The sequence below is a fragment of the Streptomyces sp. NBC_01750 genome, assembly GCF_035918095.1.
Taxonomy (GTDB): domain Bacteria; phylum Actinomycetota; class Actinomycetes; order Streptomycetales; family Streptomycetaceae; genus Streptomyces.
In genome coordinates this window covers 805,456-827,497 of record NZ_CP109137.1, presented here as the reverse complement: position 1 = coordinate 827,497, position 22,042 = coordinate 805,456, and the positions used below count along the sequence as shown (strand labels likewise).

General features: G+C 69.9%; 17 protein-coding genes and 3 pseudogenes. 9 read left to right on the top strand and 11 right to left on the bottom strand.

The window, feature by feature from the left end:
* Window positions 1-366: 366 nt before the first annotated feature.
* Window positions 367-555, top strand: a pseudogene (locus OG966_RS03675) (sigma-70 family RNA polymerase sigma factor); the annotation flags it as partial.
* Window positions 556-608: 53 nt separating this feature from the next.
* Window positions 609-1,103 carry a DUF6328 family protein gene (locus OG966_RS03670; RefSeq protein ID WP_326647888.1) on the top strand — a complete coding sequence of 165 codons (495 nt, stop codon included), beginning with the start codon at window positions 609-611 and terminating at the stop codon, window positions 1,101-1,103.
* A gap of 10 nt (window positions 1,104-1,113) precedes the next feature.
* Here the strand turns inward: OG966_RS03670 and OG966_RS03665 are convergent, their stop codons facing one another.
* Window positions 1,114-2,019: a cation diffusion facilitator family transporter gene (locus OG966_RS03665; protein WP_326647887.1), complete on the bottom strand. Its 906-nt coding sequence runs from the start codon at window positions 2,017-2,019 to the stop codon at window positions 1,114-1,116.
* Window positions 2,020-2,264: 245 nt separating this feature from the next.
* Between OG966_RS03665 and OG966_RS03660 the strand changes: the two genes are divergently transcribed.
* Window positions 2,265-2,882 (top strand): LAETG motif-containing sortase-dependent surface protein, encoded by a 618-nt coding sequence (locus OG966_RS03660; RefSeq protein WP_326647886.1) that lies wholly within the window; start codon window positions 2,265-2,267, stop codon window positions 2,880-2,882.
* Window positions 2,883-2,984: 102 nt separating this feature from the next.
* Here OG966_RS03660 and OG966_RS03655 read toward each other — a convergent pair whose 3' ends face one another.
* The 7 genes from OG966_RS03655 to OG966_RS40715 form a co-directional block, all read right to left on the bottom strand.
* Entirely contained in the window at window positions 2,985-3,884 is a 900-nt protein-coding gene (locus OG966_RS03655; protein ID WP_326647885.1) for a TauD/TfdA dioxygenase family protein, read from the bottom strand.
* A gap of 49 nt (window positions 3,885-3,933) precedes the next feature.
* Window positions 3,934-5,268 (bottom strand): LLM class flavin-dependent oxidoreductase, encoded by a 1,335-nt coding sequence (locus OG966_RS03650; RefSeq protein WP_326647884.1) that lies wholly within the window; start codon window positions 5,266-5,268, stop codon window positions 3,934-3,936.
* Window positions 5,269-5,278: 10 nt separating this feature from the next.
* Complete coding sequence (locus OG966_RS03645; RefSeq protein WP_326647883.1) at window positions 5,279-6,169, bottom strand: ABC transporter permease; 891 nt, start codon at window positions 6,167-6,169, stop codon at window positions 5,279-5,281.
* The gene (locus OG966_RS03640) at window positions 6,166-6,975 is read right to left on the bottom strand and encodes an ABC transporter ATP-binding protein (RefSeq protein ID WP_326647882.1); all 810 of its coding nucleotides are present in this window, start codon (window positions 6,973-6,975) and stop codon (window positions 6,166-6,168) included. Before OG966_RS03640 ends, OG966_RS03645 begins: the two co-directional genes overlap by 4 nt.
* A 4-nt stretch (window positions 6,976-6,979) precedes the next feature.
* Window positions 6,980-7,996, bottom strand: a complete 1,017-nt coding sequence (locus OG966_RS03635) for an ABC transporter substrate-binding protein (protein WP_326647881.1) — start codon at window positions 7,994-7,996, stop codon at window positions 6,980-6,982.
* Between the two features lie 11 nt (window positions 7,997-8,007).
* Entirely contained in the window at window positions 8,008-8,601 is a 594-nt protein-coding gene (ssuE, locus tag OG966_RS03630; protein WP_326647880.1) for an NADPH-dependent FMN reductase, read from the bottom strand.
* A gap of 214 nt (window positions 8,602-8,815) precedes the next feature.
* Window positions 8,816-8,899 (bottom strand): putative leader peptide, encoded by an 84-nt coding sequence (locus OG966_RS40715; protein ID WP_351446407.1) that lies wholly within the window; start codon window positions 8,897-8,899, stop codon window positions 8,816-8,818.
* Window positions 8,900-9,298: 399 nt separating this feature from the next.
* Between OG966_RS40715 and OG966_RS03625 the strand changes: the two genes are divergently transcribed.
* The 3 genes from OG966_RS03625 (at window position 9,299) to OG966_RS03615 (ending at window position 15,892) form a co-directional block, all read left to right on the top strand.
* Complete coding sequence (locus tag OG966_RS03625; protein WP_326655074.1) at window positions 9,299-12,718, top strand: phosphodiester glycosidase family protein; 3,420 nt, start codon at window positions 9,299-9,301, stop codon at window positions 12,716-12,718.
* Window positions 12,719-12,941: 223 nt separating this feature from the next.
* Window positions 12,942-14,975, top strand: a complete 2,034-nt coding sequence (locus OG966_RS03620) for a SpoIIE family protein phosphatase (RefSeq protein ID WP_326655072.1) — start codon at window positions 12,942-12,944, stop codon at window positions 14,973-14,975.
* 92 nt (window positions 14,976-15,067) lie between these two features.
* On the top strand, window positions 15,068-15,892 hold the full coding sequence (locus tag OG966_RS03615; RefSeq protein ID WP_326647879.1) for a hypothetical protein: 825 nt from the start codon (window positions 15,068-15,070) through the stop codon (window positions 15,890-15,892).
* Window positions 15,893-15,894: 2 nt separating this feature from the next.
* On the opposite strand, the gene OG966_RS03610 is transcribed toward OG966_RS03615, so the two are convergent.
* Window positions 15,895-16,974 carry an enoyl-CoA hydratase/isomerase family protein gene (locus tag OG966_RS03610; RefSeq protein WP_326647878.1) on the bottom strand — a complete coding sequence of 360 codons (1,080 nt, stop codon included), beginning with the start codon at window positions 16,972-16,974 and terminating at the stop codon, window positions 15,895-15,897.
* Between the two features lie 239 nt (window positions 16,975-17,213).
* On the opposite strand from OG966_RS03610, the gene OG966_RS03605 reads away from it, so the two are divergent.
* The 3 genes and pseudogenes from OG966_RS03605 to OG966_RS40710 all read left to right on the top strand — a co-directional run.
* The gene (locus tag OG966_RS03605) at window positions 17,214-18,392 is read left to right on the top strand and encodes a serine hydrolase domain-containing protein (RefSeq protein WP_326647877.1); all 1,179 of its coding nucleotides are present in this window, start codon (window positions 17,214-17,216) and stop codon (window positions 18,390-18,392) included.
* Window positions 18,393-18,491: 99 nt separating this feature from the next.
* On the top strand, window positions 18,492-19,682 hold the full coding sequence (locus OG966_RS03600; protein ID WP_326647876.1) for an acyl-CoA dehydrogenase family protein: 1,191 nt from the start codon (window positions 18,492-18,494) through the stop codon (window positions 19,680-19,682).
* A gap of 3 nt (window positions 19,683-19,685) precedes the next feature.
* Window positions 19,686-20,088: pseudogene (locus tag OG966_RS40710) on the top strand (IS701 family transposase); the annotation flags it as partial.
* On the opposite strand, the pseudogene OG966_RS03595 reads toward OG966_RS40710, so the two are convergent.
* Window positions 20,062-20,310 (bottom strand): annotated as a pseudogene (locus OG966_RS03595) (transposase); the annotation flags it as partial. The pseudogenes OG966_RS40710 and OG966_RS03595 overlap by 27 nt on opposite strands.
* 55 nt (window positions 20,311-20,365) lie before the next feature.
* Entirely contained in the window at window positions 20,366-22,003 is a 1,638-nt protein-coding gene (locus OG966_RS03590) for a PucR family transcriptional regulator (RefSeq protein ID WP_326647875.1), read from the bottom strand.
* Window positions 22,004-22,042: the final 39 nt, after the last annotated feature.

Below are 22,042 nucleotides of genomic sequence, written 5' to 3'. Positions count from 1 at the left end.
CCGCCGGCTGTCCCAATGGAACCTTGTGCCCGTGGGTGTCTTACTGCGATCACAAATCCGAGAGGCAATTGGCGCTGGCCCCAGCTCGTGTTTGGTCGCCATGACTCGGGGCAGACGCAATTCGTGCTTCGGACCGGAGGCACGTCCGTGGGAGTTGCACGGCGCGCCCCCTGGACTGGCTGCGCGTGCATTCGTCATTCCGGCGGTGGCAACCGTTCCGCACTGTTGAGGGAGTGGCAGCGCATCATGCGTACACACACGAGCAGGAAGCATCCGCACGACGATGCCCCCGACACCGCAGCCGAATTCGACCGACTGGCGCATCTGCCTGAGGGAGCCGAACGCGAGGCCGTACGCCCGCCTGCGGAAGCCGTCAAGCCCAGGCTGCGGCGATTACCGGAGCGGGAACGGAGAATCCTCTACATGCGGTTCTTTCGCGATATGACACAGCGCAGTATTGCCGAGGACCTCGGCATCTCCCAGATGCATGTGTCACGGCTGATCAGCAACTCCTGCGAGCGACTTCGCCGCGAGATCATGCAGGACGCCGCATAAGGAGTGCGATATAAGGGGAACGTGCCGCACGGACACGATGGAGGCGCCCGGTGATGCAACAAGGCGGAAACGGTCTCCAGCGCGGTCGGCACGAGACGCCGGAGGAACGGGCTGACCGGCTGTGGGGTGAACTGCTGCAGGAATTGCGGGTCGCCCAGACAGGTGTGCAAGTCCTGTTCGGATTCCTGCTCACAGTGGCGTTTCAGGCCCGTTTCGCCGGCCTGTCCGACACCGACCACAATATCTATACGATGACCATCCTGCTGGGGGCGGCGACGACCGGAGCGCTCATCGGGCCCGTGTCCATCCACCGGCTACTCGCCGGCCGGCGGCTCAAACCGGAGACAGTCCAGTGGGCCTCCCGTCTGACGGTTGTGGGACTGTTTCTGCTGCTGTGCACGATGGCGTCGTCGCTGCTGCTGATTCTGCGGCTGGTCGTGGACGACACACTCGCCCTGTGGCTGGTGGTCGGCATGGTCGTCTGGTTCGTCGTCTGCTGGATCCTGCTGCCGCTCTGGACCCGCGCCACGAACCCGGCCAGGGAGTGACGGCGACGCATCAGTCCGCCGGAGCCTCCGTGATGTCGAGAAAGACATGATCCGCCTGCGGCCAGGCCGTTGAGATCAGCCGTTTGATGCGTACGCAGACCAGCTCGACCTCCTCGCTGTCGAAACCGGGGGTCAGATCGACCCTGGCGGCCACCAGCGTCGAGTCCAGGCCGAGTTGCATGGTCAGCAGCGCGGCGACATTGTCGATCTCGGGCTGGTCGTCAAGGAGTTCACGGATACGGTTGCGCAGCTCCGGTTCGACCGCCTCGCCGATCAGCTGGTCGCGGGCCTCCCTGCCGAGCCGGTACGCGACGTACACGAGCAGCAGGCCGATCGCGATCGATGCCGAGGCCTCCCAGATGACCTTCCCGGTGATGAGGTGGAGCACCATGCCGGCCATGGCGAGCAGGACGCCCAGCACTGCGGTGCTGTCCTCCGCGAGAACAGTCCGCAGGGCGGGGTCGCGGGCTCCGTCCTTCTGTTTGCGCAGCTGGTGCACGGCACGGAGCAGCGAGGCGCCCTCGGCGAGCAGGGCCACGGTCAGGACGGCCAGCCCGGCGACATAGCCGGCGTGGGACTCCTGCTTGTCGGCGCCCAGCGCATGGAAGCCCTGGTAGAAGGAGAAGCAGCCACCCATGACGAATATCCCGACGGCGGCGAGCAGCGCCCAGAAATAGCGTTCCTTGCCGTATCCGAACGGATGGCGGAGATCCGGCGGGCGACGACTGCGGCGGACCGCGAGAAGAAGAAACACCTCGTTCATGCTGTCGGCGGCCGAGTGAGCGGCCTCGGACAGCAGCGCGGGAGACCCCGCGGCGACTCCGCCGACGGCCTTCGCCACCGTGATCACCAGATTCGCGGCGAGCGCGACCAGCACAGTGACGCGGGTCTTTCCGTCGGATTCCTTGCGATTCATTTCGGTCACCGAATGCGCGGGGTCCTCGGGGGTATGACATGTGGCTGTGCTTGTACTTGACATGCTGAGCTTCGTCCCTTCTGTGCCCTTTCTCGGGGCGGGTACCCGCGACCGCCTTTCCCGAACGCCCGTCGTGGTGACGCGAGTCAAAAACGTGATGGGTGGGGCGGGTGCACACCCGAGGGGGCGTGGCGGTACTGTGCGCGCACCGCCAGATGGGTGGCGCGGCAATCGTGGAGGAACGAGTGACAACAAACAACAGATCGTGGCGGCGCGCAGGCGCCTTCGCAGCGGTCGCGGCGGCCGGAGTGTTCGGCGTCGGCCTGGCGGCCGGAACCGCCCAGGCGCACACCCCGGAGTGGAAGGTGACCTGCACCGACGTCACCGTCCACCTCACCGCCTACAGCTCCAAGGACGACAACACCGTGACCGTCACGGTGGACGGCAAGGACCTGCTGCCCACCGAGACGTTCAGGGGAAGCTTCGACAAGAAGCTCGAGCTCCCCAAGCACGACAAGGAGCTCTCCCTTCGCCTCGTCGTGAAGGCGGGCGACAACGACAAGTTCTCGCGCGACCTGACCGAGACGGCGCCGGTGTGCGAGAACAACACCCCCAGCCCGACCCCGTCGGAGACCCCGAGTTCCACTCCCTCGCCGAGTGAGACGCCGAGCGACACGCCGAGCACGGCCACCAGCTCCGCCGAGGTGCCGCCGGCTTCGGCCGAGCCCAGCTCCCCCGGTGACCTGGCCGAGACGGGCTCCTCCAGCTCCACCCCGCTGATCGCCGGCGCTGCCGCCGTCGTCATAGTCGCGGGTGGCGGCATCATGTGGGCCGCGCGCAAGCGGCGCAGCGCCCAGCACTGACTTTGGCGGGCTGCCGCGGCATGAACCGCGGCGCGTCACCGGTGCGGGTGCACACGGGGAGGGCGGGCCGTCGGTTGACGGCCCGCCCTCTCTGCGTCGTTGTCAGGCCGCGGCAGCAGGCGTGTAGTGAGCCGCCTCGTCCCCCTCGACGACCCGGCTGAGACGGCCGTCGACACCGACCGGGACATCGCCGGCAACCGTCACCCGGTGCAGCAGACGCGGCAGATCGCCGTAGTCGTCGGGCGCGTAGTGCTGGGTGCTGCGGTTGTCGAAGAGGACCAGGTCACCGGGGGCCCAGCTCCAGCGGACGACATTCTCCGGGCGGGTCACGTACGACTGCAGGATCCGCAGGATGTCGCGGGACTCGGACGGCGAAAGGCCCACCAGACTCTGCGCGAAGCCCCCGATGAACAGACCGCGCTCGCCCGACTCCGGGTGGACGCGGACCACCGGGTGTTCGGTGCGGTACTTCGTGGAGACGAACTGCCTGCGGTGCTCGGCCGCCTTCTGCGACCTCGGCTCGGCGTAGTCGTACGCATTGGTGTGGACGGCCCACAGCCGGTCGGCCAGTTCGCGCAGCGCCTCCGGCAGATCCCGGTAGGCTGCTGCGGAGTTGGCGATCAGGGTGTTGCCGCCGTAGGGCGGGACCACCAGGCTGCGCAGCGTGGACGCCTTCGGCGGCGTGCGCAGGAACGTGACGTCCGTGTGCCACTGGTTCGCGCGGATGCCCTCGTCCCCGTCCACCGGGAGGATGTGCGGCTGGCCCTCCACGGAAGGCACCGTGGGGTGCGCGGTCGTGAGATCGCCGAAGAGCGAGGCGAAGCGTATCTGTGCCGCGTCGTCGAGCTGTTGGCCGCGGAAGAAGAGCGCCTTGTGCTCCACCAGCGCCGCGTTGATCTCGGTGACGATGGCGGGGTCGAGGTCGGTGGAGATGTCGGCGCCGAGGATCTCGGCGCCGATGCGGCCGCCGATCCGGCGGATGTCGAAACCGGTGCTGGTCATGCGGGTGCTGCCTTTCTCTGGGCGGATGAGTGAACGGGGTCGGTGGACGTCAGTGGGCAAGCGCGGGCCGGCCTGCGGGTCGCTCCAGCCCGTAGCGGTCGCGAAGGGTGCGACCGCTGTACTCCGTACGGAACAGGCCGCGCGCCTGCAGCAGTGGCACCACCTGGTCGACGAAGTCCTCCAGCCCGCCCGGCAGATACGGCGGCATGATGTTGAACCCGTCCGCCGCGCCCTCGGTGAACCACTGCTCCAGCTGGTCCGCGATCTGCTCGGGGGTGCCGGCGAAGACCCGGTGGCCGCGGCCGCCGCCGAGGCGGGCGATCAGCTCCCGGATGGTGAGCTGCTCGCGCCGGGCGAGTTCCGCCACCAGCGTGAAGCGGGACTTGTTGCCGTTGATGTCCTGCTCCTCGGGGAGGTCGGGCAGCGGACCGTCGAGCGGCAGGCCGCTCAGATCAGTGCCGAGCATCCCGGACAGCTGCTGCAGCCCGTACGCGGGGACCTGCAGGTCCGTCAGCTCGTCCTGCAGCGCCAGGGCCTCGGCCTCGGTCGCGCCGATGATGGGGCAGATCCCCGGGAGGATCTTCACCTGGTCGGCCCTGCGGCCGTACTTCGCAAGCCGTGACTTGAGGTCCTTGTAGAAGGTCTGGCCGTCGGCGAGGGTCTGCTGGGCGGTGAACACCGCCTCCGCGTACCGGGCGGCGAACTCCTTGCCGTCCTCGGAGGAACCGGCCTGCACCAGCAGCGGATGGCCCTGCGGCGAGCGCTGTACGTTGAGCGGCCCGTCGACCCGGAAATGCTTGCCGCGGTGTCCGATCGGCCGCACGGCGCCGTCCTCCGTGTAGACCCCGCGTTCGCGGTCGATGACCGTCGCGTCGTCACGCCAGCTGTCCCACAGCTCCTTGGTCACCTCCAGGAACTCGGCGGCCCGCTCGTAGCGCAGAGCGTGCTCCAGATGCTCCTCGCGGCCGAAGTTCCTGGCCTCGGCCTCATTCCCGGAGGTGACGATGTTCCAGCCGGCGCGCCCGCCGCTGAGGTGGTCGAGCGAGGCGAACTTCCGTGCCACATGGAAGGGTTCGTTGAATGTGGTGGAGACGGTGGCGATAAGACCGATGTGCTCGGTGGCAACGGCCAGTGCGGACAGCAGAGTGAGCGGCTCGAAACCGCCGACCGCGTTGAAGCGGGCATTTCCCCACAGGGCGACGCCGTCCGCGAGAAACAGCGAGTCGAGTCTGCCGCGCTCTGCGGTACGGGCCAGCTCCTGGAAGTACGAGAGCTCGGTGATCCGGTCGGGCCGGGTGCGCGGATGGCGCCACGCGGCGTCGTGATGGCCGGCGTTCATGAGGAACGCGTTGAGATGGAACTGGCGGGGGGCGTCGGCGGACATGGGCGGATCCTCAGTTTCCGGTCGGGGTGCGCCAGGACGTGAAGCGGCGCTCAAGAGCCACGAGCAGCTGGTTGAAAGCCACGCCGATGGCGGAGATGGTGATGATCCCGGCGTACATGTCGGGGATCGCGAAGTTGAACTGTGAGGCGTTGACGAGATAGCCGAGCCCGGCCTTGGCGCCCACCATCTCGGCGGCGACGAGGACCAGGATGGCCACCGCCCCTGCCATCCGGATGCCGGTGAAGACGGTCGGCACGGAGGCAGGCAGGATCACCTTCTGGAAGATCCTCGGAGCGGGCAGGTCCATCGACCTGGCCAGCCTGAGCAGCGTTGGATCGACGCTGCTCACGGCGCTGATGGTGTTCAGCAGAATCGGCCAGGTGCAGGCGTACAGGACGATGGAGACCTTAGAGGTCTCGCCGATGCCCAGCAGCAGGACGAAAACCGGCAGCAGGGCGAGCGCGGCGGTGTTGCGGAAGACCTCCAGCAGTGGCCCGAGGAGTTGCGCGAGCGGCCGGTACCAGCCGATCAGCAGGCCGAGCGGTACGGCGATGACGACCGCGAGAGCGAAGCCGGTGAACGAGCGCTGAAGGCTGGCCTGAGTGTGTTCGGCGAGCTGGCCGTCCAGGAGCAGTTGCCACCAGGCGACGGCGACCTCCGAGAACGGCGGCAGGAACGTCCGGTCGACCAGGCCGAGCCGGGGGGCGCTCTCCCACACCGCGAGCAGCGCGGCGATAGCGGCGGTCCGGGTGAGCAGGGTCAGCAGGATGCGGCCGGCGCGGCGGACCGGGGCGGGCAGTGCGCGGGTCCGGAGCGGTGGGGGCGGTGCGGGGTCGGTGTCCTGCGCCGCGCGGTTCACATCGACGGCTGTCGCGGGCGCCTTCTCGGTGACGATGCTCATAGCGTTGCGGCCTCCCTCTCCTCTTGCTGCGCCCGGCTGACCTCGTCGCGCAGCAGGTTCCAGATCTGATGGCGGTGGTGTGCGAACTCGGGGCTGGAGCGCGGGTCGGTGTCGGCGCCGCGGTCGCCGAGGCCGATCGGCACCACCTCCTTGATCCGGCCGGGACGGGAGGTGAGGACGGCGACCCGCTGTCCGAGATGGACCGCCTCGTCGATGCCGTGCGTGATGAAGACGATCGTCTTGCCGGTGCGCTGCCAGATCCGCAGCAGCTCGTCCTGGAGCGACTCGCGGGTCTGCGCGTCGAGTGCGGCGAACGGCTCGTCCATGAGCAGCACATCGGGGTCATAAGCGAGGCTCCGGGCGATGGCCACACGCTGGCGCATGCCACCGGAGAGCTCGTGCGGATGCCGGTCCTCGAAGCCGGAGAGCCCGACGAGCGCCAGATACTCCCTGGCCCGCTCGGCCCGCTCGCGGCGGGGCACCCGGGTGGCTTCCAGGCCGAACTCCACATTGCCCTGCGCGGTGCGCCAGGGGAGCAGGGCGTACTGCTGGAAGACGATGCCCCTGTCCAGGCCCGGTCCAGTGACGGGCGCGCCGTCCAGCAGGATCTCACCGCTGGTGGGTTCGGAGAGCCCGCCGAGGAGATCGAGCAGGGTGGATTTTCCGCAGCCGCTCGGGCCGACGACGACCACGAACTCACCGGCGGCGATATCGAGATCGATCCCGTCGAGCGCGGTGACCTGCTGCTGTTTTCCGCGTACGGGGAAGGTCTTGCCGACACCCCGGAAGCTGATTTTGGCGGTCATGGGATCAACCCGCCTTCTTGACACTGTTGTTGAACTCGTTGGTGTAGAGGTCGGGGACGCCGACCCGGCCGGACTTGAGGTCGCCGCGTTCGGTGAGCCAGTCGGCCCAGACCGACAGTTCCTTCTCCTCGATCCGGCCGCCCGGCGCCGAGACGCCGTAGGAGCGCCAGTACTTGAGCGCGGCGGCGCTCTCGTTGCGCTTGCGCTTGGCGACTACCTCGGTCATGTGTGCGACTACCTCGTCGCGCTGCGTGGTACGGGCCCAGTCCAGGGCCTTGCCCACTCCGGTGACGAAGATCCGTGCGGTCTCCGGGTTCTGCTTGATGAATCGCTCGGTCAGGACGTACGTACCGGCGCTGAAGGCCCCGCGCAGGTCGTAGTCGCTGAAGAGCTTGCGTACGCCCCCGGCCTCCAGCGCCTTGTCGCGGAGAATGCCGCCGAGGACGGCCACGTCGATCTGGCGCTGGCGCAGGGACTGTTCGGTGTTGACGGGCGGGATGACGATCCGCTCGACCTGCTCGGCCTCGGCCCGGCTCAGCCCGTTCTTCTTGAGGTAGATGTCGAGCATCGCCTCGTGGTGGGCGCCGAGGGTGTTCATGCCGACCTTCTTGCCGATGAGGTCGCGGGGCGTACGTATGGCGCTTTTTTCGGTTACGTAGAAGCCGCTGTACGCCTGCTTGTCGGAGCCGTAGTAGCTGACGACGGCCTTGATGGGGGCCTTGCGGGCGGCGAGCTTGACGACGGCTCCGTTGAAGGCGCCGCCGAAGTCGGTCTGCCCGGACGCGGCGGACTGGATGTCCTGCGGGCCGCTGATGGTGTTGCCGACCCACTTGAGCTTCAGATCCTCCAGGTAGCCGAGGGACGCGGCGAGTTCGGCCGGGCTGACCTGGCCGACCGAGCCCTGGTAGCGGAGCGTGCCGGTGTTCCGCGTGCCGCTGCCGACCGCCGTGCCGCAGCCGGCCGCCGCCAGTGCGGAGATACCGGTGAGGACGAGGAAGTTACGTCTGGTTGTGGTGTGCACGTCGGATTCCTTCAGTGGCTGCGGGCGGCGGAGGTCGCCGCACCGGGGGCGGGGGACTGGGCGGGGGAGAGGGTCCGGGAGGGGAGTGACTGGATGAACTCGTCGACGACGTCGAAGAGCCGGAGTTCGGCCTCGGGGCGCAGATGCGCACCGCCTTCGGGCAGCCGCTCGACATGGCTGTCGAGGAGGAAGGAGCCGCCGACGACATGCCGGGCCCCGAGCGCCGAAAGGACCGGGCGCAGGGCGTAGTCGATGGTGAGTACGTGGGCCAGGCTGCCGCCCGTGGCCAGCGGCAGAACCGTCTTTCCGGCCAGGCCGGACTGCGGCAGCAGATCGAGGAAGGCCTTGAGCAGTCCGGTGTAGGAGGCCTTGTAGACGGGTGTGGCCACGATCAGACCGTCCGCGGCGGCGACCTGCTCGGCCGCCGCTCGCAGGGCGGCCGAGTCGGACCGGCCGGCCAGCAGTTCGGCCGCGGGCAGCTCACGCACCTTCAGATGGCCCGCGTCGAAGCCGGTGACGGACAGTCGCTCAACCGCGTGCTCGACCAGCAATTCGGTGCGCGAGTTCACGGATGGGCTTCCGGAAACAGCCAGGATGGAGGTCATCAGTTATTCCGTTTCGGGGTACGCGAAGATGCCTGAAGCGTCGCGCTGAAAAGGCGTGCGATACGTTCAGGAAAAGGGATTGAAGAGAATCGGAAGGCTCCTTTACGGGCCTTGCCGTGAGAATTTCCGCATGGGCGGGGCGGAGGCGCTCAGCCTGACCGTGACCCTCTGAAGAGAGGGCTGGACGCCGGAAGGGAAGTCAGCTGGGAGTGTTTCAGCGGCCAGCGGCACAGAGTGCGCTGGCGTGCCGTCGAAGATCGACGTGCAGGCGCGATACGAGAATGTCAGCTTGACTCACACCGGAGAGAATGGCAGCGACTTCCGGTCACGTCAATGTCCCTCGGAAATCGTCTCGCATGGTGAATTGTTACAGCTTTCTTTCGCGAATATGGCGCGTGCGAGCGACCGATGCGGGCGCGAGAGGGAGAACGGCCGGTGCCCGGGCAACCGGGCCCCACCGGCATGATCACTTGATCTCCGGTGCGCCAATGGGAGTGTCACTGCCTGCGCTCCCCTACTGTTCTTCCCATCGTCCCCGCTGCCCCCTGGTGTTGCTGTACGAGGGCCGCGATGCTGTCCGCAGACAGCGCTTACCGCGCGCTCAACCAGCCTTATTCCAGGAGTAGTTGTGGGCCTTGGCAGAGCAAGACGGTCCGTCGTGCTGGTCGCGACGGTGTCCGCGCTGACGGCGGGGGCCATGTCCCCGGCCGTCGCCGATTCCACCCCCGACCCCCGCCCCCGAGACTCCGCGGAAGTGCTGCGGCCCGTCGCGCCGCCGCCCGCGAGTGGTGCGGCCGGACGGCCGAGATCCATCGCCGACGGCGACGGCATCGAGACCGCGCGCAGTTCCCGGCCGATCGCTCCGGGCGTCAGCCTCACTTCCTACGACCGGCTCGAATCGGACAAGTGGCTGCGCGTCGACGCGCTTTCCGTCGATCTCGACGGCAGCGGCGTGCAGGCCGACTACCTCTCCTCCGGGAAGGTGGCCGACCGCCGCGCCGTCTCCGAACTCGCCGCACAGCACGACCCCGGCAAGGGACGGCGCACGGTGGCCGCGATCAACGCGGACTTCTTCGACATCAACCAGACCGGCGCACCGCAGGGCCCCGGCATCAAGGACGGCAAGGTCACCCACTCGCCGGCCACCGGCGCCAACCGCGCCGTCGGCATCGGACCGGAGAACGCCGGACGTGTCCTGCGGCTGTACTTCGACGGCACTCTCACGCTGCCTTCCGGTGCGCACCCCCTGACCGCGTACAACGCCGCGAACGTCCCGGCCGGCGGGATCGGCGCCTACACCGCCGCCTGGGGAACCGCCGACCGCGCGCTGACCGTCGACGCCGCGACTCCCGTCGCCGAAGCGGTGTTACGGGATGGCAAGGTCGTCGCCGTCACCGATCGGCCCGGCACCGGGCCGATCGCCGAGGACACCACTGTCCTGGTCGGGCGGGAGGCCGGAGCGGGGCTGCTGGCGGCGCTGCGCCCGGGCGACGCCGTGTCCCTGGAGTACCGGCCGCGTACTGAGAGCGGGCCCGTCCCGCGGACCGCCGTCGGCGGCCGCGAACTCCTCGTCGTCGACGGCGTACCGCTGAGCCACGAGGGCGAAGGCAACAACACCGCCGCCCCCCGTACCGCCGTCGGCTTCTCCAAGGACGGCCGTGCGATGCAGGTCATCACCGTCGACGGGCGCCAGGCCGACAGCGGCGGAGTCACCCTCACCGAACTCGGCCTGATGATGAAGAAGGCCGGCGCGCACAGCGCACTCAACCTGGACGGCGGAGGCTCCTCGACACTCGTCGCCCGCGAACCCGGCAGCGACGTTCTCCAGTTGGAGAACAGCCCCTCCGACGGCAGCGAGCGCACCGTCCCCAACGGCCTCGCGCTCACCGCGCCCGACGGCAGCGGCCGGCTGCGCGGCTTCTGGGTCGAGCCCCGCACTCCCGCCGGGAGCGCCCCCACCGCCGACCCGGTGAAGGGCGGCCACCCGGAGCGGGTGTTTCCCGGCCTGACCCGCCGGCTCACCGCCGCCGGTTACGACGAGACGTACGGACCGGCCGCCGGAGCACCGCACTGGCGGGCCGCCCAGCCCTCGGTGGGCCGGGTCGACGACCACGGGACATTCCGGGCGCGGCGCAGCGGTACGACCGAGATTCGCGCCGAACGTGCGGGCGCCCATGGCAGCACCGAGCTGACCGTGCTCGACGACCTGGCCGGAATCGAGCCGACCACCAAGCGGGTCGGCCTCGCGGACGCGAGCGCCACCGGCACCTTCGGCATCCTCGGCCTCGACGCCCAGGGCAACAGCGCGCCCGTCGAACCGGCCGATGTCCGACTCGCCTATGACCACACGCTGTTCGACGTCCGCGACGACGGCCGGGGCTCGTTCACCGTCACATCCCGCACGGGCAGCGGCGCCGGACGGATCACGGCGACGGCCGGGGGCGTCACCACTGTGCTCGCCGCCGGCGTCGGACTCGCGGAGCAGCCGGTCTCCGGCTTCGACGACGCCGCGTCCTGGACCTTCAGCCAGGCCCGCGCGAGCGGTTCGGTCGCGGCGACGCCCGAGGGACAGAGCGGCACCGGCCTGGAGCTCACCTACGACTTCACGCAGTCGACCGCAACCCGGGCCGCCTACGCCAACCCGCCGCGGCAGATCGCCGTCCCGGGCCAGCCGCAGTCGTTCACACTCTGGATCAAGGGCGACGGCAAGGGCGCGTGGCCGACGCTGCACCTCAAGGACGCCGCCGGCTCCGATCAGTTGCTGCGCGGACCGTTCATCACATGGACGGGCTGGCGGCAGGTCACCTTTGCCGTGCCGCCGGGGGCCGCGATGCCGCTGTCGGTGCAGCGCTTCTATCTGGCCGAGACCGCGGCCGCCAAGCAGTACACCGGGAAGATCGTGATCGACGGCCTGACCGCGCAGGTGCCACCGACGGTCGTGCTGCCTCAGCAGCCGCGTACGGCCGATCCGTTGATCGACCCGGCGGCCGAGACCGGGGGCAGGGACTGGCAGTTCGCGGTCATGTCCGACGCGCAGTTCGTCGCCCGCGACCCGGACAGCGCGATCGTGGCGCAGGCGCGCCGGACGCTGCGCGAGATCAAGGCGGCGCGGCCCGACTTCCTCATCGTCAACGGCGACCTCGTCGACGAGGGCTCTCCGGCGGATCTGGCCTTCGCGCGCCGCGTGCTGACCGAGGAGCTGGGGGACGAGCTGCCCTGGTACTACGTGCCGGGCAACCATGAGGTGATGGGCGGCAAGATCGACAACTTCATCGCCGAGTTCGGGCCCGCGCACCGGACGTTCGACCATCGCGGTACGCGGTTCCTGACCCTGGACACCTCGAGCCTGACCCTGCGGGGCGGCGGCTTCGACCAGATCAAGGCGGTGCGCGCACAGCTCGACGCGGCGGCCGAGGACGCGAGTATCTCGTCGGTGATGCTCGTCGAGCACGTCCCGCCGCGGGACCCGACCGTCCAGAAGGGCAGTCAGCTCGGCGACCGCAAGGAGGCGGCGCTGATCGAGCAGTGGCTCGCGGATTTCCGCCGTACGACGGGGAAGGGCGCGGGTCTCGTGGGAAGCCATGTCGGCGTCTTCCACGCCGACCATGTGGACGGCGTGCCGTATCTGATCAACGGCAACTCGGGCAAGGCCCCGGCGGGCCCGGCGGACGAGGGTGGCTTCACGGGCTGGTCGCTGGTCGGCGTCGACAAGGTGTCGCGCGGTGAGCAGCTGACGGGGCGGCTCCGGCCGTGGGAGGGCCGCCCGGACTGGGTCTCGGTCCAGACCCGGGCGCACGTCGACGGCCTGGCCCTGGACGCGCCCGCCGCACTGAAGCCCGGCCAGGCCGCGGACGCCCGGGCGACGGTCACGCAGGGTGCGCGGAGGGTGCCGGTGGCGTTCCCGCTGAGCGCGGACTGGACGGGCTCGCCGAACCTGTACATCGGCGCGCCCGAGGACGCCCGCCACCGTCATGCCGCGGCGTTCGACCCGGTCTCGGGCAGGCTCACCGCGCTGCGGCCGGGGACGGTCACGCTGGCGGTGACGGTGGGCGGCGTCACGCAACGCAGAGAGATCCGGATCGCGGCGGAGGAGGTGGCTTCGCACCGGGCGGCGTAGGCCCGCCGTGGCCGTGCGGCCCGCTGTGCCCACCGGGCCGCACGGTGAGCGGACCCCACAGCCGCTCGCCGTGCGGGAAGCCCCCGGGGCGGGCAGCCTTGGTCGTGAGCGTTGTGGCGGGAGGAGGTGGTTTCCCTTGGCGGATCCGCCTGCCACCGGGGTCACCCCGCCGGACAGCGCAAGCGAGGGTTCCCACCTCCTCCTGTCCCGGGCACTGGCGGGGATGATGGAAGACGTCCAGGCTCACTCCGGCGCCGTGTACCTGCTGTCGCCCCACGAGCAGGTGCTCGAAATGGCCGTCATGGCCGGACTGCCCCGGTCCTTCGCGGCGCCCTGGGAGCGGATCTCGCTCAGTTCACCCATCCCCGTCGTCGACGCCCTGCGCGAACGGCGGCTGATCTGGGTCCCCGGCGAGGAAATGGCGAGCCGCTATCAACGCGTCGCGGTGGTCCTGCCGTATCAGTTCGCCCTCGCCGCCCTGCCCATCGCGATCGACGACACCGCGTACGGAGCGGTGTTCGTCACGTGGCCCGGCTCCCATCCGCCGGAGATCTCCGACGCCGAACGCGGCCGTCTCACCGCGGCCTGCGACCGCCTCGCCCTGCTGCTGCGCCGGGCCACGGAGGCGGGCCGCCCCTTCGTCCCCGAGCCCGACTTCCCCGGACCGGCAGCCGTGGCGGGTACGACCGGCGCGGCCGAGGCCGTACACATGCTGGCGCGGATGCCGGACGGGATGTGCTCGCTGGACGTGGACGGGCGCGTCACCTACGCCAACCCCGCCGCCGGTGAGCTGGTCGGCGCGCCGGTGGCCGAGCTGCTCGGAACCCAGCTGTGGTCCGCGCTGCCCTGGCTGAACGACCCGGTGTACGAGGACCGTTACCGGGCGGCCCTGATCAGCCAGCACACCACCTCGTTCGTCGCGCTGCGCCCGCCCCAGGACTGGCTGATGTTCCGGCTCCACCCCAGCCGGAACGGGATCAGCGTGCACATCACCCCGGCCCGCGGAACGGTCCGGGAAATGCCCTCCGACGCGCCGTCCCAGCCGGCGCGGCTGGTCGGCATCTCCCACATCCTCAACCTGGCCAGCGCGCTGACCGAAGCGGTGGGCGTGTCCGACGTGATCGAGCTTGTCGCCGATGAGATCATGCCCGCTGTCGGGAGCCGGTCGCTGGTCATGCTCGCGTCCGAGTCGGGGCGGCTGCGCGTCCTGGGACATCGCGGCTACGAGGACGCGTCGGTCGTGGAGCGGTTCGACGGCATGCCCCTGCTTGCCCAGACGCCCGGCGTCCAGGTGCTCTCGAGCGGAGTTCCGTCCTTCTTCGAGTCGCGTGCGCAGCTGGAGCGCATCTACCCGGGGCGCTTCGCGACCCGGGACGGCATGGCTGCCTGGGCCTATCTGCCGCTGATCGCCTCCGGACGCTCCGTCGGCACCTGGGTCCTCGGTTACTCGCAGCCGCACCACTTCTCCAGCGAAGAGCGCGCCGTGCTCACCAGCCTCGGCGGTCTCATCGCCCAGGCTCTGGAGCGGGCCCGGCTCTATGACGCCAAGAACTGGCTGGCCCACGGACTCCAGTCGGCACTGCTCCCCAGCTCGCTGCCGGAGCTGCCCGGTCTGGAGGTCGCCGCGCGGTATCTGCCCGGCACCCAGGGCATGGACATCGGCGGCGACTTCTACGACCTGATGCGCACCCGCGATGCGGCGGCCGCCGTCATCGGCGATGTGCAGGGCCACAATGTCACCGCCGCCGGGCTGATGGGCCAGGTCCGCACAGCGGTCCGCGCCTACACGGCGGTCGGCCAGCCGCCCGGCCAGGTCATGGAGTCCACCAACCGGCTGCTGATCGAGCTCGACGAAGACCTGCTGGCCAGCTGCGTATACCTGCATCTGGACCTGTCACGCCACCGTGCCCTGCTGGCCCGCGCAGGACACCCTCATCCGCTGCTCAGCGATCCCGACGGCCGGGTCCACATCCTGGAGCTGGCCGGCGGCCCGCTGCTCGGTATCGATCCGTCGGCCGGCTATCCGACCACAGTGGTGCCGCTGCTTCCGGGATCCGTGCTCGTCCTGTACACGGACGGACTGATCGAGGTCCCTGGGGGCGACATGGACGAGGCCCTGGCGGATCTGGCCGCGGAACTCGGACGCGCCACCGACCAGCCATTGGAAGCCGTGGCCGACCGTCTGATCGGCCGGGCGACGGGCAGCCGTGAGCGCGGCGACGACGCGGCGTTGCTGCTGCTCCGCTCCGAGCGCTGAGCAGGACCGCTGGCGGCCGCGCCGGAGCCGTCTGATACGAAGGCCGGGCGATCACGCACGACCATGCACGCCGAGCACCACTTGGGAGCACCATGACCGCCGCACGCCTGAGCATCCTCTATGTCACGGATCTCGGCTATGAGGCGAAGGGCCGCCGCTACTGCGGCGAGGACATCCGCCTCTCCGGGCGCCTGCGCGAGGATTTCGACATCGCTCTGTGCCATCCGCTCGACGCCGCGCGCCTGATGGGCTCCTTCGACGGCGTCGTCGTACGCAACAGCGGTCCCGTGCTCCACTACCAGCGGGAGTACGACGCCTTCCGTGCCCTCGCCCGCCGGACCGGCGCGCGCCTCTACAACCCGCCGACGGGCCGCGCCGACATGGCGGGCAAGCAGTATCTGGTGGAGCTGAGCGCGGCCGGGTTTCCTGTGATACCGACCGTGGACCGTGGCGAGGACCTCGCACGGCTGCCGCAGGCCGTGGAGTACGTCGTCAAACCCAAGACAGGGGCGGACTCGATCGGGATGGAGTTTCTCCCCCCGGACCGCCTCAGCGAGGCCGTGCACGGCGACGTCCTGGTGCAGCCGAGGATCCCGTTCCGCTACGAGGTGTCGTTCTACTTCGTCGACCGGGACTTCCAGTACGCCCTGTATGCCCCGCGCCCGGAGCGCCGCTGGGAACTGGAGCGGTACGAGCCGGGCCCGGCGGACCTGGAGTTCGCACAGCGGTTCATCGACTGGAACACCCTGGACCACGGCATCCAGCGCGTCGACGCCTGCCGGGCTCCGGACGGGGAGCTGCTGCTGGTCGAGCTGGAGGATCTCAATCCGTATCTCTCGCTGGATCTTGTGGAGGACTGCGTCCGTGAGGCCTTCGTCGCCCGGATGAAGGCCTCACTGCGCGATCTGCTCGGCTGAGCTCAAGCGCCGAGGCCGCCCGCGAGTCCGAGTTCGTGCGCGAGTCCGAGTCCGAGTTCGCGCTCGTGGAGCGGTGCGAAGAACCGGGCCACGTCCGCGTCCGTCACCTGCGCAAGCTCCGCGGGCGACCAGCGCGGCCTGCGGTCCTTGTCGATGACCTGTGCCCGGACGCCTTCCACCATGTCGGGCGAGGAGAAGGCCGCGCACGAGACGCGGTACTCCTGATCCAGGACCGGTTCCAGCGCGCGGAGTTCACGGGCCCGGCGCAGCGCGGCGAGGGTCACCTTGAGCGAGGTGGGCGACCTGCTGAGGATCGTTTCGGCTGCCTCCTTCGCCGCCGGATCGCCGCGGCCGAGCAGCCGGTCGAGGATCTCCTCCACGGAGCCGGCGGCGTAGCAGTCGTCGATCCACTTGCGGTGCCGGGCCAGTTCACCTTCGGGGGCGGGCTCGGCACACCGCCCCACGGCCTCGGTCACGTCCAACTCGGCGAGCGACGCGGTGAGCTCCGCCAGCCGCCGCGAGGGTACGAAGTGGTCGGCGAGCCCGCACAGCAGCGCGTCGGCCGCGCCCACGGCCGAGCCGGTGAGCGCCAGATGGGTGCCGAGCTCGCCGGGCGCCTGAGCCAGCAGATGCGTACCGCCCACATCCGGTACGAAGCCGATGCCCGTCTCCGGCATGGCGACCTTCGACCGCTCGGTGACGATTCGTACGTCGCCGTGTGCGGACACGCCGACACCGCCACCCATCACGATGCCGTCCATGACGGCTACATAGGGCTTGGAGTAGCGGGCGATACGGGCGTTGAGGCGGTACTCGTCCCGCCAGAAGTCCAGCGACGCGCTACCGCCCGCGAGGGCGTCCGCGCGGACGGCGCGGATGTCGCCGCCGGCGCAGAGCCCGCGCTCTCCGGCTCCGGTGAGGACCACGACCTCGACGGCAGGGTCCTGTTCCCAGGTGGCCAGCGCCGTATCGACGGTGCGGACCATGGCGTGGGTGAGGGCGTTGAGGGCCTGGGGACGGTTGAGGGTGATGTACCCCGTGTGGCCCGCGGTGCGCAGCAGTACGGAGTCGTCGACGGCCATCGGGTTCCTTCCGGGGCATGGATCTTCTCGTCTCATCCTCGCTCACCCCGGCGACGGCCCGGGCTGAGGGGCCGGGACCGGGAGGCCGGGCGGATGGCAGGGCCGTCGCCGGGGCGGTGAGGGGCCGCCCGGCGTGCCTTCTTGTCGGCACTCTTCCCGGCAGTCCGACCAGTCGGTACGTTCTGGGGGAGCCGGGTACCGGCAGGCCGGGAAACCGGCCCGAGGCGACGGAGGAGCCCATGCCAGAGAGCGAAGCGCAGATCGACGGCCACTGCGACGAACGGTTCCGGGCCGTCCGTGCCGCCTTCGAGGAGAACTTCCGCGAACGCGGCGAACTGGGCGCGGCCGTGACCGTGCTGATCGACGGGGAGCCCGTGGTCGACCTGTGGGGCGGCTGGGCCGACTCCGCGCGCAGCCTGCCGTGGCAGCGCGACACCCTCGTCAATGTGTGGTCGACGACCAAAGGTCCCACGGCGCTGTGCGCGCATCTGCTGGCCGACCGGGGTCAGCTCGATCTGGACGCGCCGGTAGCCACCTACTGGCCGGAATTCGCCGCAGCCGGCAAGGAGGCCGTCCTCGTACGCCATCTGCTCTCGCACCGCGCCGGCCTGTCAGGACTGCGCGAACCGCACACGGTCGCCGAGCTCTACGACTGGGAGCTGACCACGTCGCGGCTGGCGGCCGCCGAGCCCTGGTGGGAGCCGGGTACGCGGTCCGGGTACCACGCCATGACGTACGGTTTCCTGGTCGGTGAGGTCATCAGGCGCATCACCGGACAGCTTCCGGGAGAGTTCCTGCACCAGGAGGTCACCGGACCGCTCGGCATCGACTTCACCATCGGACTGCCGGAGAAGGAGGCCGCGCGAGCCGCCGAGCTGGTGCATCCGCCGGCCGCCTCGAGCAGCGAACAGGCCTCCGTCTTCGCCCAGTTGCAGCCCGCCGCCCTGGCGGCCCTGGTCAACCCCATCGTCTCGGCCGCCGACGCCAACACCCCCGAGTGGCGCGCCGCCGAGATCCCCGCGGCCAACGGCCACGGAACGGCCCGCGCGGTCGCCGCCCTGTACGGAGTGTTCGCCGGGCGCGGAGAGTCCGGGGGCCGGCGCCTGCTGTCGCCCGAGTCCGCCGAACGCGTCCGCGAAGGCCAGGGCCGCTGCCGGGACCTGGTGCTGGGCGCGGGCTTCGAGCACGAGACGGAGGTCGGGCTGGGCCTCTGGCTGAGCGGTGAGAACGGTTCGTACGGCCCCAACCCCCGGGCGCTCGGCCACGACGGCTTCGGCGGCTCCTGCGGACTGGCCGACCCCGAGGCCGGTATCAGCCTGGGATACGTGATGAACCGCATGGGCCCCAACATCGCCGACGACCCGCGCAAGATGGCGTTGATCGACGCCCTGTACAAGTCGGTGGAGCTGCCTGGCTAGGCGCCCCTCTCCGCGGTCCGGCCCTTCCGGATTCTTGCAACACGTTCTACTGTGTGCGCCGCGCGCAACGGGACGGACCGCGAGACTCCTGGAGGGGCCGTGCACCTCGAATACACGCCTGAGCAGCAGCAGCTGCGTACCGAACTGCGCACCTACTTCGCCGACCTGGTGCCCGACAACGGCTACGCCCGCTATGCCGACCCCAGCGCGCAGAAACGCTTCTACCGCGAGACGATCCGCCGCCTCGGCACGGACGGCTGGCTCGGCGTCGGCTGGCCCAAGGAGTACGGCGGCCGCGGTCTCAGCCCCATGGAACAGTTCATCTTCTTCGACGAGGCCGCCCAGGCAGGCGTACCGCTGCCGTTGATGGCGCTGAACACCGTGGGCCCGACGATCATGCAGTTCGGTACGGACGAGCAGAAGGCGTACTTCCTGCCGAAGATCCTCTCCGGGGAGATCGACTTCGCGATCGGGTACAGCGAACCCGACGCGGGCACCGACCTGGCGGCCCTCAAGACGCGCGCGGTACGCGAGGGCGACGAGGACACCGGCCACTACACGGTCAACGGCCAGAAGATCTGGACCACCAACGGCGACACCGCCGACTGGGTCTGGCTCGCCGTGCGCACCGACCCCGACGCACCGCCCCACAAGGGCATCACCATGCTGCTGGTCCCGACATCCGACCCCGGCTACTCCTGCACCATCATCAACACCCTCGCCTCGCACGACACCACCGCCAGCTACTACGAGAATATCCGGGTACCCGCCTCCCGCCGCGTCGGCCAGGAGAACAAGGGCTGGCGCCTGATCACCAACCAGCTCAACCACGAACGCGTCACCCTCGCCGCCCACGGCACCATGGCCATCCGCGCCCTCCACGACGTCCAGCGCTGGGCCGCCGACACCAAGCTCGCCGACGGCCGCCGCGTCATCGACCTCGGCTGGGTGCGCAAGCGACTCGCCCAGACCCACACCAGGCTCGACGCGATGAAGCTGCTCAACTGGCAGATGGTGGGCGCCGTCGAGCACGGCAGCCTCACCCCGCAGGACGCCTCCGCCGTCAAGGTGTACGGCTCCGAGGCGCGCCGTGACGCCTACGCATGGCTGATGGAGGTCGTCGGCGCGGCCGGTGCCCTCAAGGAGGGCTCGGCCGGGACGGTCCTGCACGGCGAGCTGGAGCGCGGCTACCGATCGGCCGTGATCTTCACCTTCGGCGGCGGCAACAACGAGATCCAGCGCGAGATCATCTCCTGGATCGGACTGGGGATGCCGCGGGTACGACGTTGATATGATGCCGCCCGCAACCTTGCCTGGCACGGACCGGACCGCCCCGGCGACTGGAGCGCGGTCACACGAGGATTCCGTGACGGGCACACGGCTACCTGGTGGGCGGCCGACGCACAGCTGGGCTGGTGGGGACCGGATGGCACCACGCGCCTGGTGGTGGCCACCACCGACCCGGCCACCCTGCAGCGCGCAGTCCACCTGGTATCTGGCCACCGACCTGCCCCGGCCCGGCGGACCACGGGAGGCGGACAGCCCGCACCCGGCAGCCGACCTGGCCGAAATAGTGCGGATCGACGGCATCCGGCACTGGATCGAGCAGAGCTACAAACAGGTCAAGGACGAACTCGGCTGGGCCGACTTCCAGGTCCGCTCCGACACCGGAGCCGGTCGGGGTGAAGTGCACGTGGAAGCGCGGGTGCCTGGCAACCCAGCTCTTGATGTCCGCAGCGTTGTGGGTGGCGTAGTTGTCGCGGACCAGGTGAACATCCAGCTGAGCGGGTACGGCCTCGTCTATCGTGACCAGGAACTTCTTGAAGTCGATTGCCCTGTGGCGGCGGTGGAGTTCGCCGATGACGGTGCCGTCGGCGATGTTGAAGGCGGCGAACAGGCTGGTGACGCCATGGCGCACCGCCATGGCGCCGGACCGGCGTGGGCCCGGCCGCGATCGCCGGCGCAAGCCCGGTTCACAGGGTCGCCGATCCGCTGACCTTCCAGATTCGGGTCGCCACTTGGAGGTTGAGACGGCTCTCGACGTCGTTCAGCCTCCGGCCGCTGACCTCTTGGATGCGTTGCAGCCGGTAGCGCAGGGTACTGCGGTGGATGGCGAGCGCGCGGGCCGTCTTGTCGTAGTTGCCACCGCAGTCGAAGTACTGGGTGAGCGTGGGCACGAGATCGGTTCCGTGCGCGACGTCGTAGTCCAGGAGATGGCCGAGCCATTCGCGGACGAACTGCTCCACCTCGCGGCCGTCGTCGCCCCGGGCGAGGATGCGGTAGAGGCCCAGCTGGTCGAAGTCGGTGGCACCGTACGGTGGCTGGGAGCGCCGGCGGACACTCAGCGCCCGGGTGGCCTGGTCGAAGGACCGGGGGAGGCCGTCCGTCACCTCACATGGACCGCCGATGCCCACGGCACCACGCCGGGAGTCCAACTCGCCGGCCACGGCCTCGTACAGCGCCGCGCCGCGCGGCTCCCCCTGGACGATCAGAACGGCTGTCTCCGAGCGGCTGGCCAGCAGCGACCGCATGCCCAGCGCCTGGGCGGCACGGGAGACCGCCCGCATGAACCGCTCGTTCGCGGGCGTGTCCTGCCACTGCACGACGGCCACATGGTGCATGCCGTGCAGGTCATGGCCGAGCGCTTCCGCCCGGGTGTACGTAGCGCTGTCGTCGGTGCCGGTGATGAGATCGTTCACCAGCTCGCGCCGCAGCCGCAGTTCGACTTCCGCGAGGCTGCGGCGGTGGGCGAGTTCGAGGGCCAGAGCGGTGCACGCGTGCTCGAGAGTGAACTCCTCGGCTTCCCCTGCCTCGGTGGCGGGGTCGATGAGGGCGATCGTTCCGAGGATCTCGCCATGGTGGCGGGCCAGTCCGACGAGCCGGTCCTTGTCGCGGACGGGGCTCAGCGCGCGCATGGCGTCCTGGAGGAACTGCTCCCGCCGCAGCGGTTCGGGCTTGCCGCAGGCGGGGGCGCCGGGCCCTGCCCAGGCCAGCAGGTTCCCGAAGCGGTCCTCGACGCATGCCGGCAGGCCGGTCAGCTGGAAAACCGCACGGGCGATGCCGTCCTCCCCGTCGTCGGCCACGCTGGTCCGGGCGAGGACCTCATGGACGGTGCGTTGTTGCTCCAGTTCCGCCACCAGCGCCGTGAGCCGTTCGTTGGTGGCTTCGCGCTCCTCCTTCACCCGGAGCGTCTGCCAGGCATATTCCCGGTCGCGGCGGCGGGAGTCGGCGTTGTAAAGGGCGGCTCCGGTGGGCTGGGCAAGCGCGTAAACCAGGAAGCGTTGGTCGTCGGACGGCGGCTTCTCCGCACTGACGACGAGGTAGCCGATCAGCCCGCTGGCGCAGCGCAGCGCGACCGCCCACCCCCAGTCCTCCTCCCGGAACCGGACCGGCCCGTCCTCCCCGCCCAGTACCGTGAACTGCTCATCCGCCCGGGCCATGTCCCGCCGGGCGTGCCCGCCGTCGGCTTTCGGGTCGGTGACCGCAGCCAGCTGGAAGCGTCCGTCCTTCAAGAGGTAGCAGGCCTCGGGCCGGCACGGTCCGAGCCGGGGCACCGTGGCCATGGCAAGGCGCAGGATCTCGGCCTCTTCACGCCCATCGAACATCACCATGGCCAGAACGAAAAGTCTGTACAGATGCGCCAGTTGCTC

Coding starts and splice junctions, on each gene's coding strand:
- OG966_RS03670 (WP_326647888.1), top strand. CDS start 609: ATGCAACAAGGCGGAAACGGTCTCCAGCGCGGTCGGCACGAGACGCCG.
- OG966_RS03665 (WP_326647887.1), bottom strand. CDS start 2,019: ATGAATCGCAAGGAATCCGACGGAAAGACCCGCGTCACTGTGCTGGTC.
- OG966_RS03655 (WP_326647885.1), bottom strand. CDS start 3,884: ATGACCAGCACCGGTTTCGACATCCGCCGGATCGGCGGCCGCATCGGC.
- OG966_RS03650 (WP_326647884.1), bottom strand. CDS start 5,268: ATGTCCGCCGACGCCCCCCGCCAGTTCCATCTCAACGCGTTCCTCATG.
- OG966_RS03645 (WP_326647883.1), bottom strand. CDS start 6,169: ATGAGCATCGTCACCGAGAAGGCGCCCGCGACAGCCGTCGATGTGAAC.
- OG966_RS03640 (WP_326647882.1), bottom strand. CDS start 6,975: ATGACCGCCAAAATCAGCTTCCGGGGTGTCGGCAAGACCTTCCCCGTA.
- ssuE (WP_326647880.1), bottom strand. CDS start 8,601: ATGACCTCCATCCTGGCTGTTTCCGGAAGCCCATCCGTGAACTCGCGC.
- OG966_RS03625 (WP_326655074.1), top strand. CDS start 9,299: ATGTCCCCGGCCGTCGCCGATTCCACCCCCGACCCCCGCCCCCGAGAC.
- OG966_RS03620 (WP_326655072.1), top strand. CDS start 12,942: ATGATGGAAGACGTCCAGGCTCACTCCGGCGCCGTGTACCTGCTGTCG.
- OG966_RS03615 (WP_326647879.1), top strand. CDS start 15,068: ATGACCGCCGCACGCCTGAGCATCCTCTATGTCACGGATCTCGGCTAT.
- OG966_RS03610 (WP_326647878.1), bottom strand. CDS start 16,974: ATGGCCGTCGACGACTCCGTACTGCTGCGCACCGCGGGCCACACGGGG.
- OG966_RS03605 (WP_326647877.1), top strand. CDS start 17,214: ATGCCAGAGAGCGAAGCGCAGATCGACGGCCACTGCGACGAACGGTTC.
- OG966_RS03590 (WP_326647875.1), bottom strand. CDS start 22,003: ATGGTGATGTTCGATGGGCGTGAAGAGGCCGAGATCCTGCGCCTTGCC.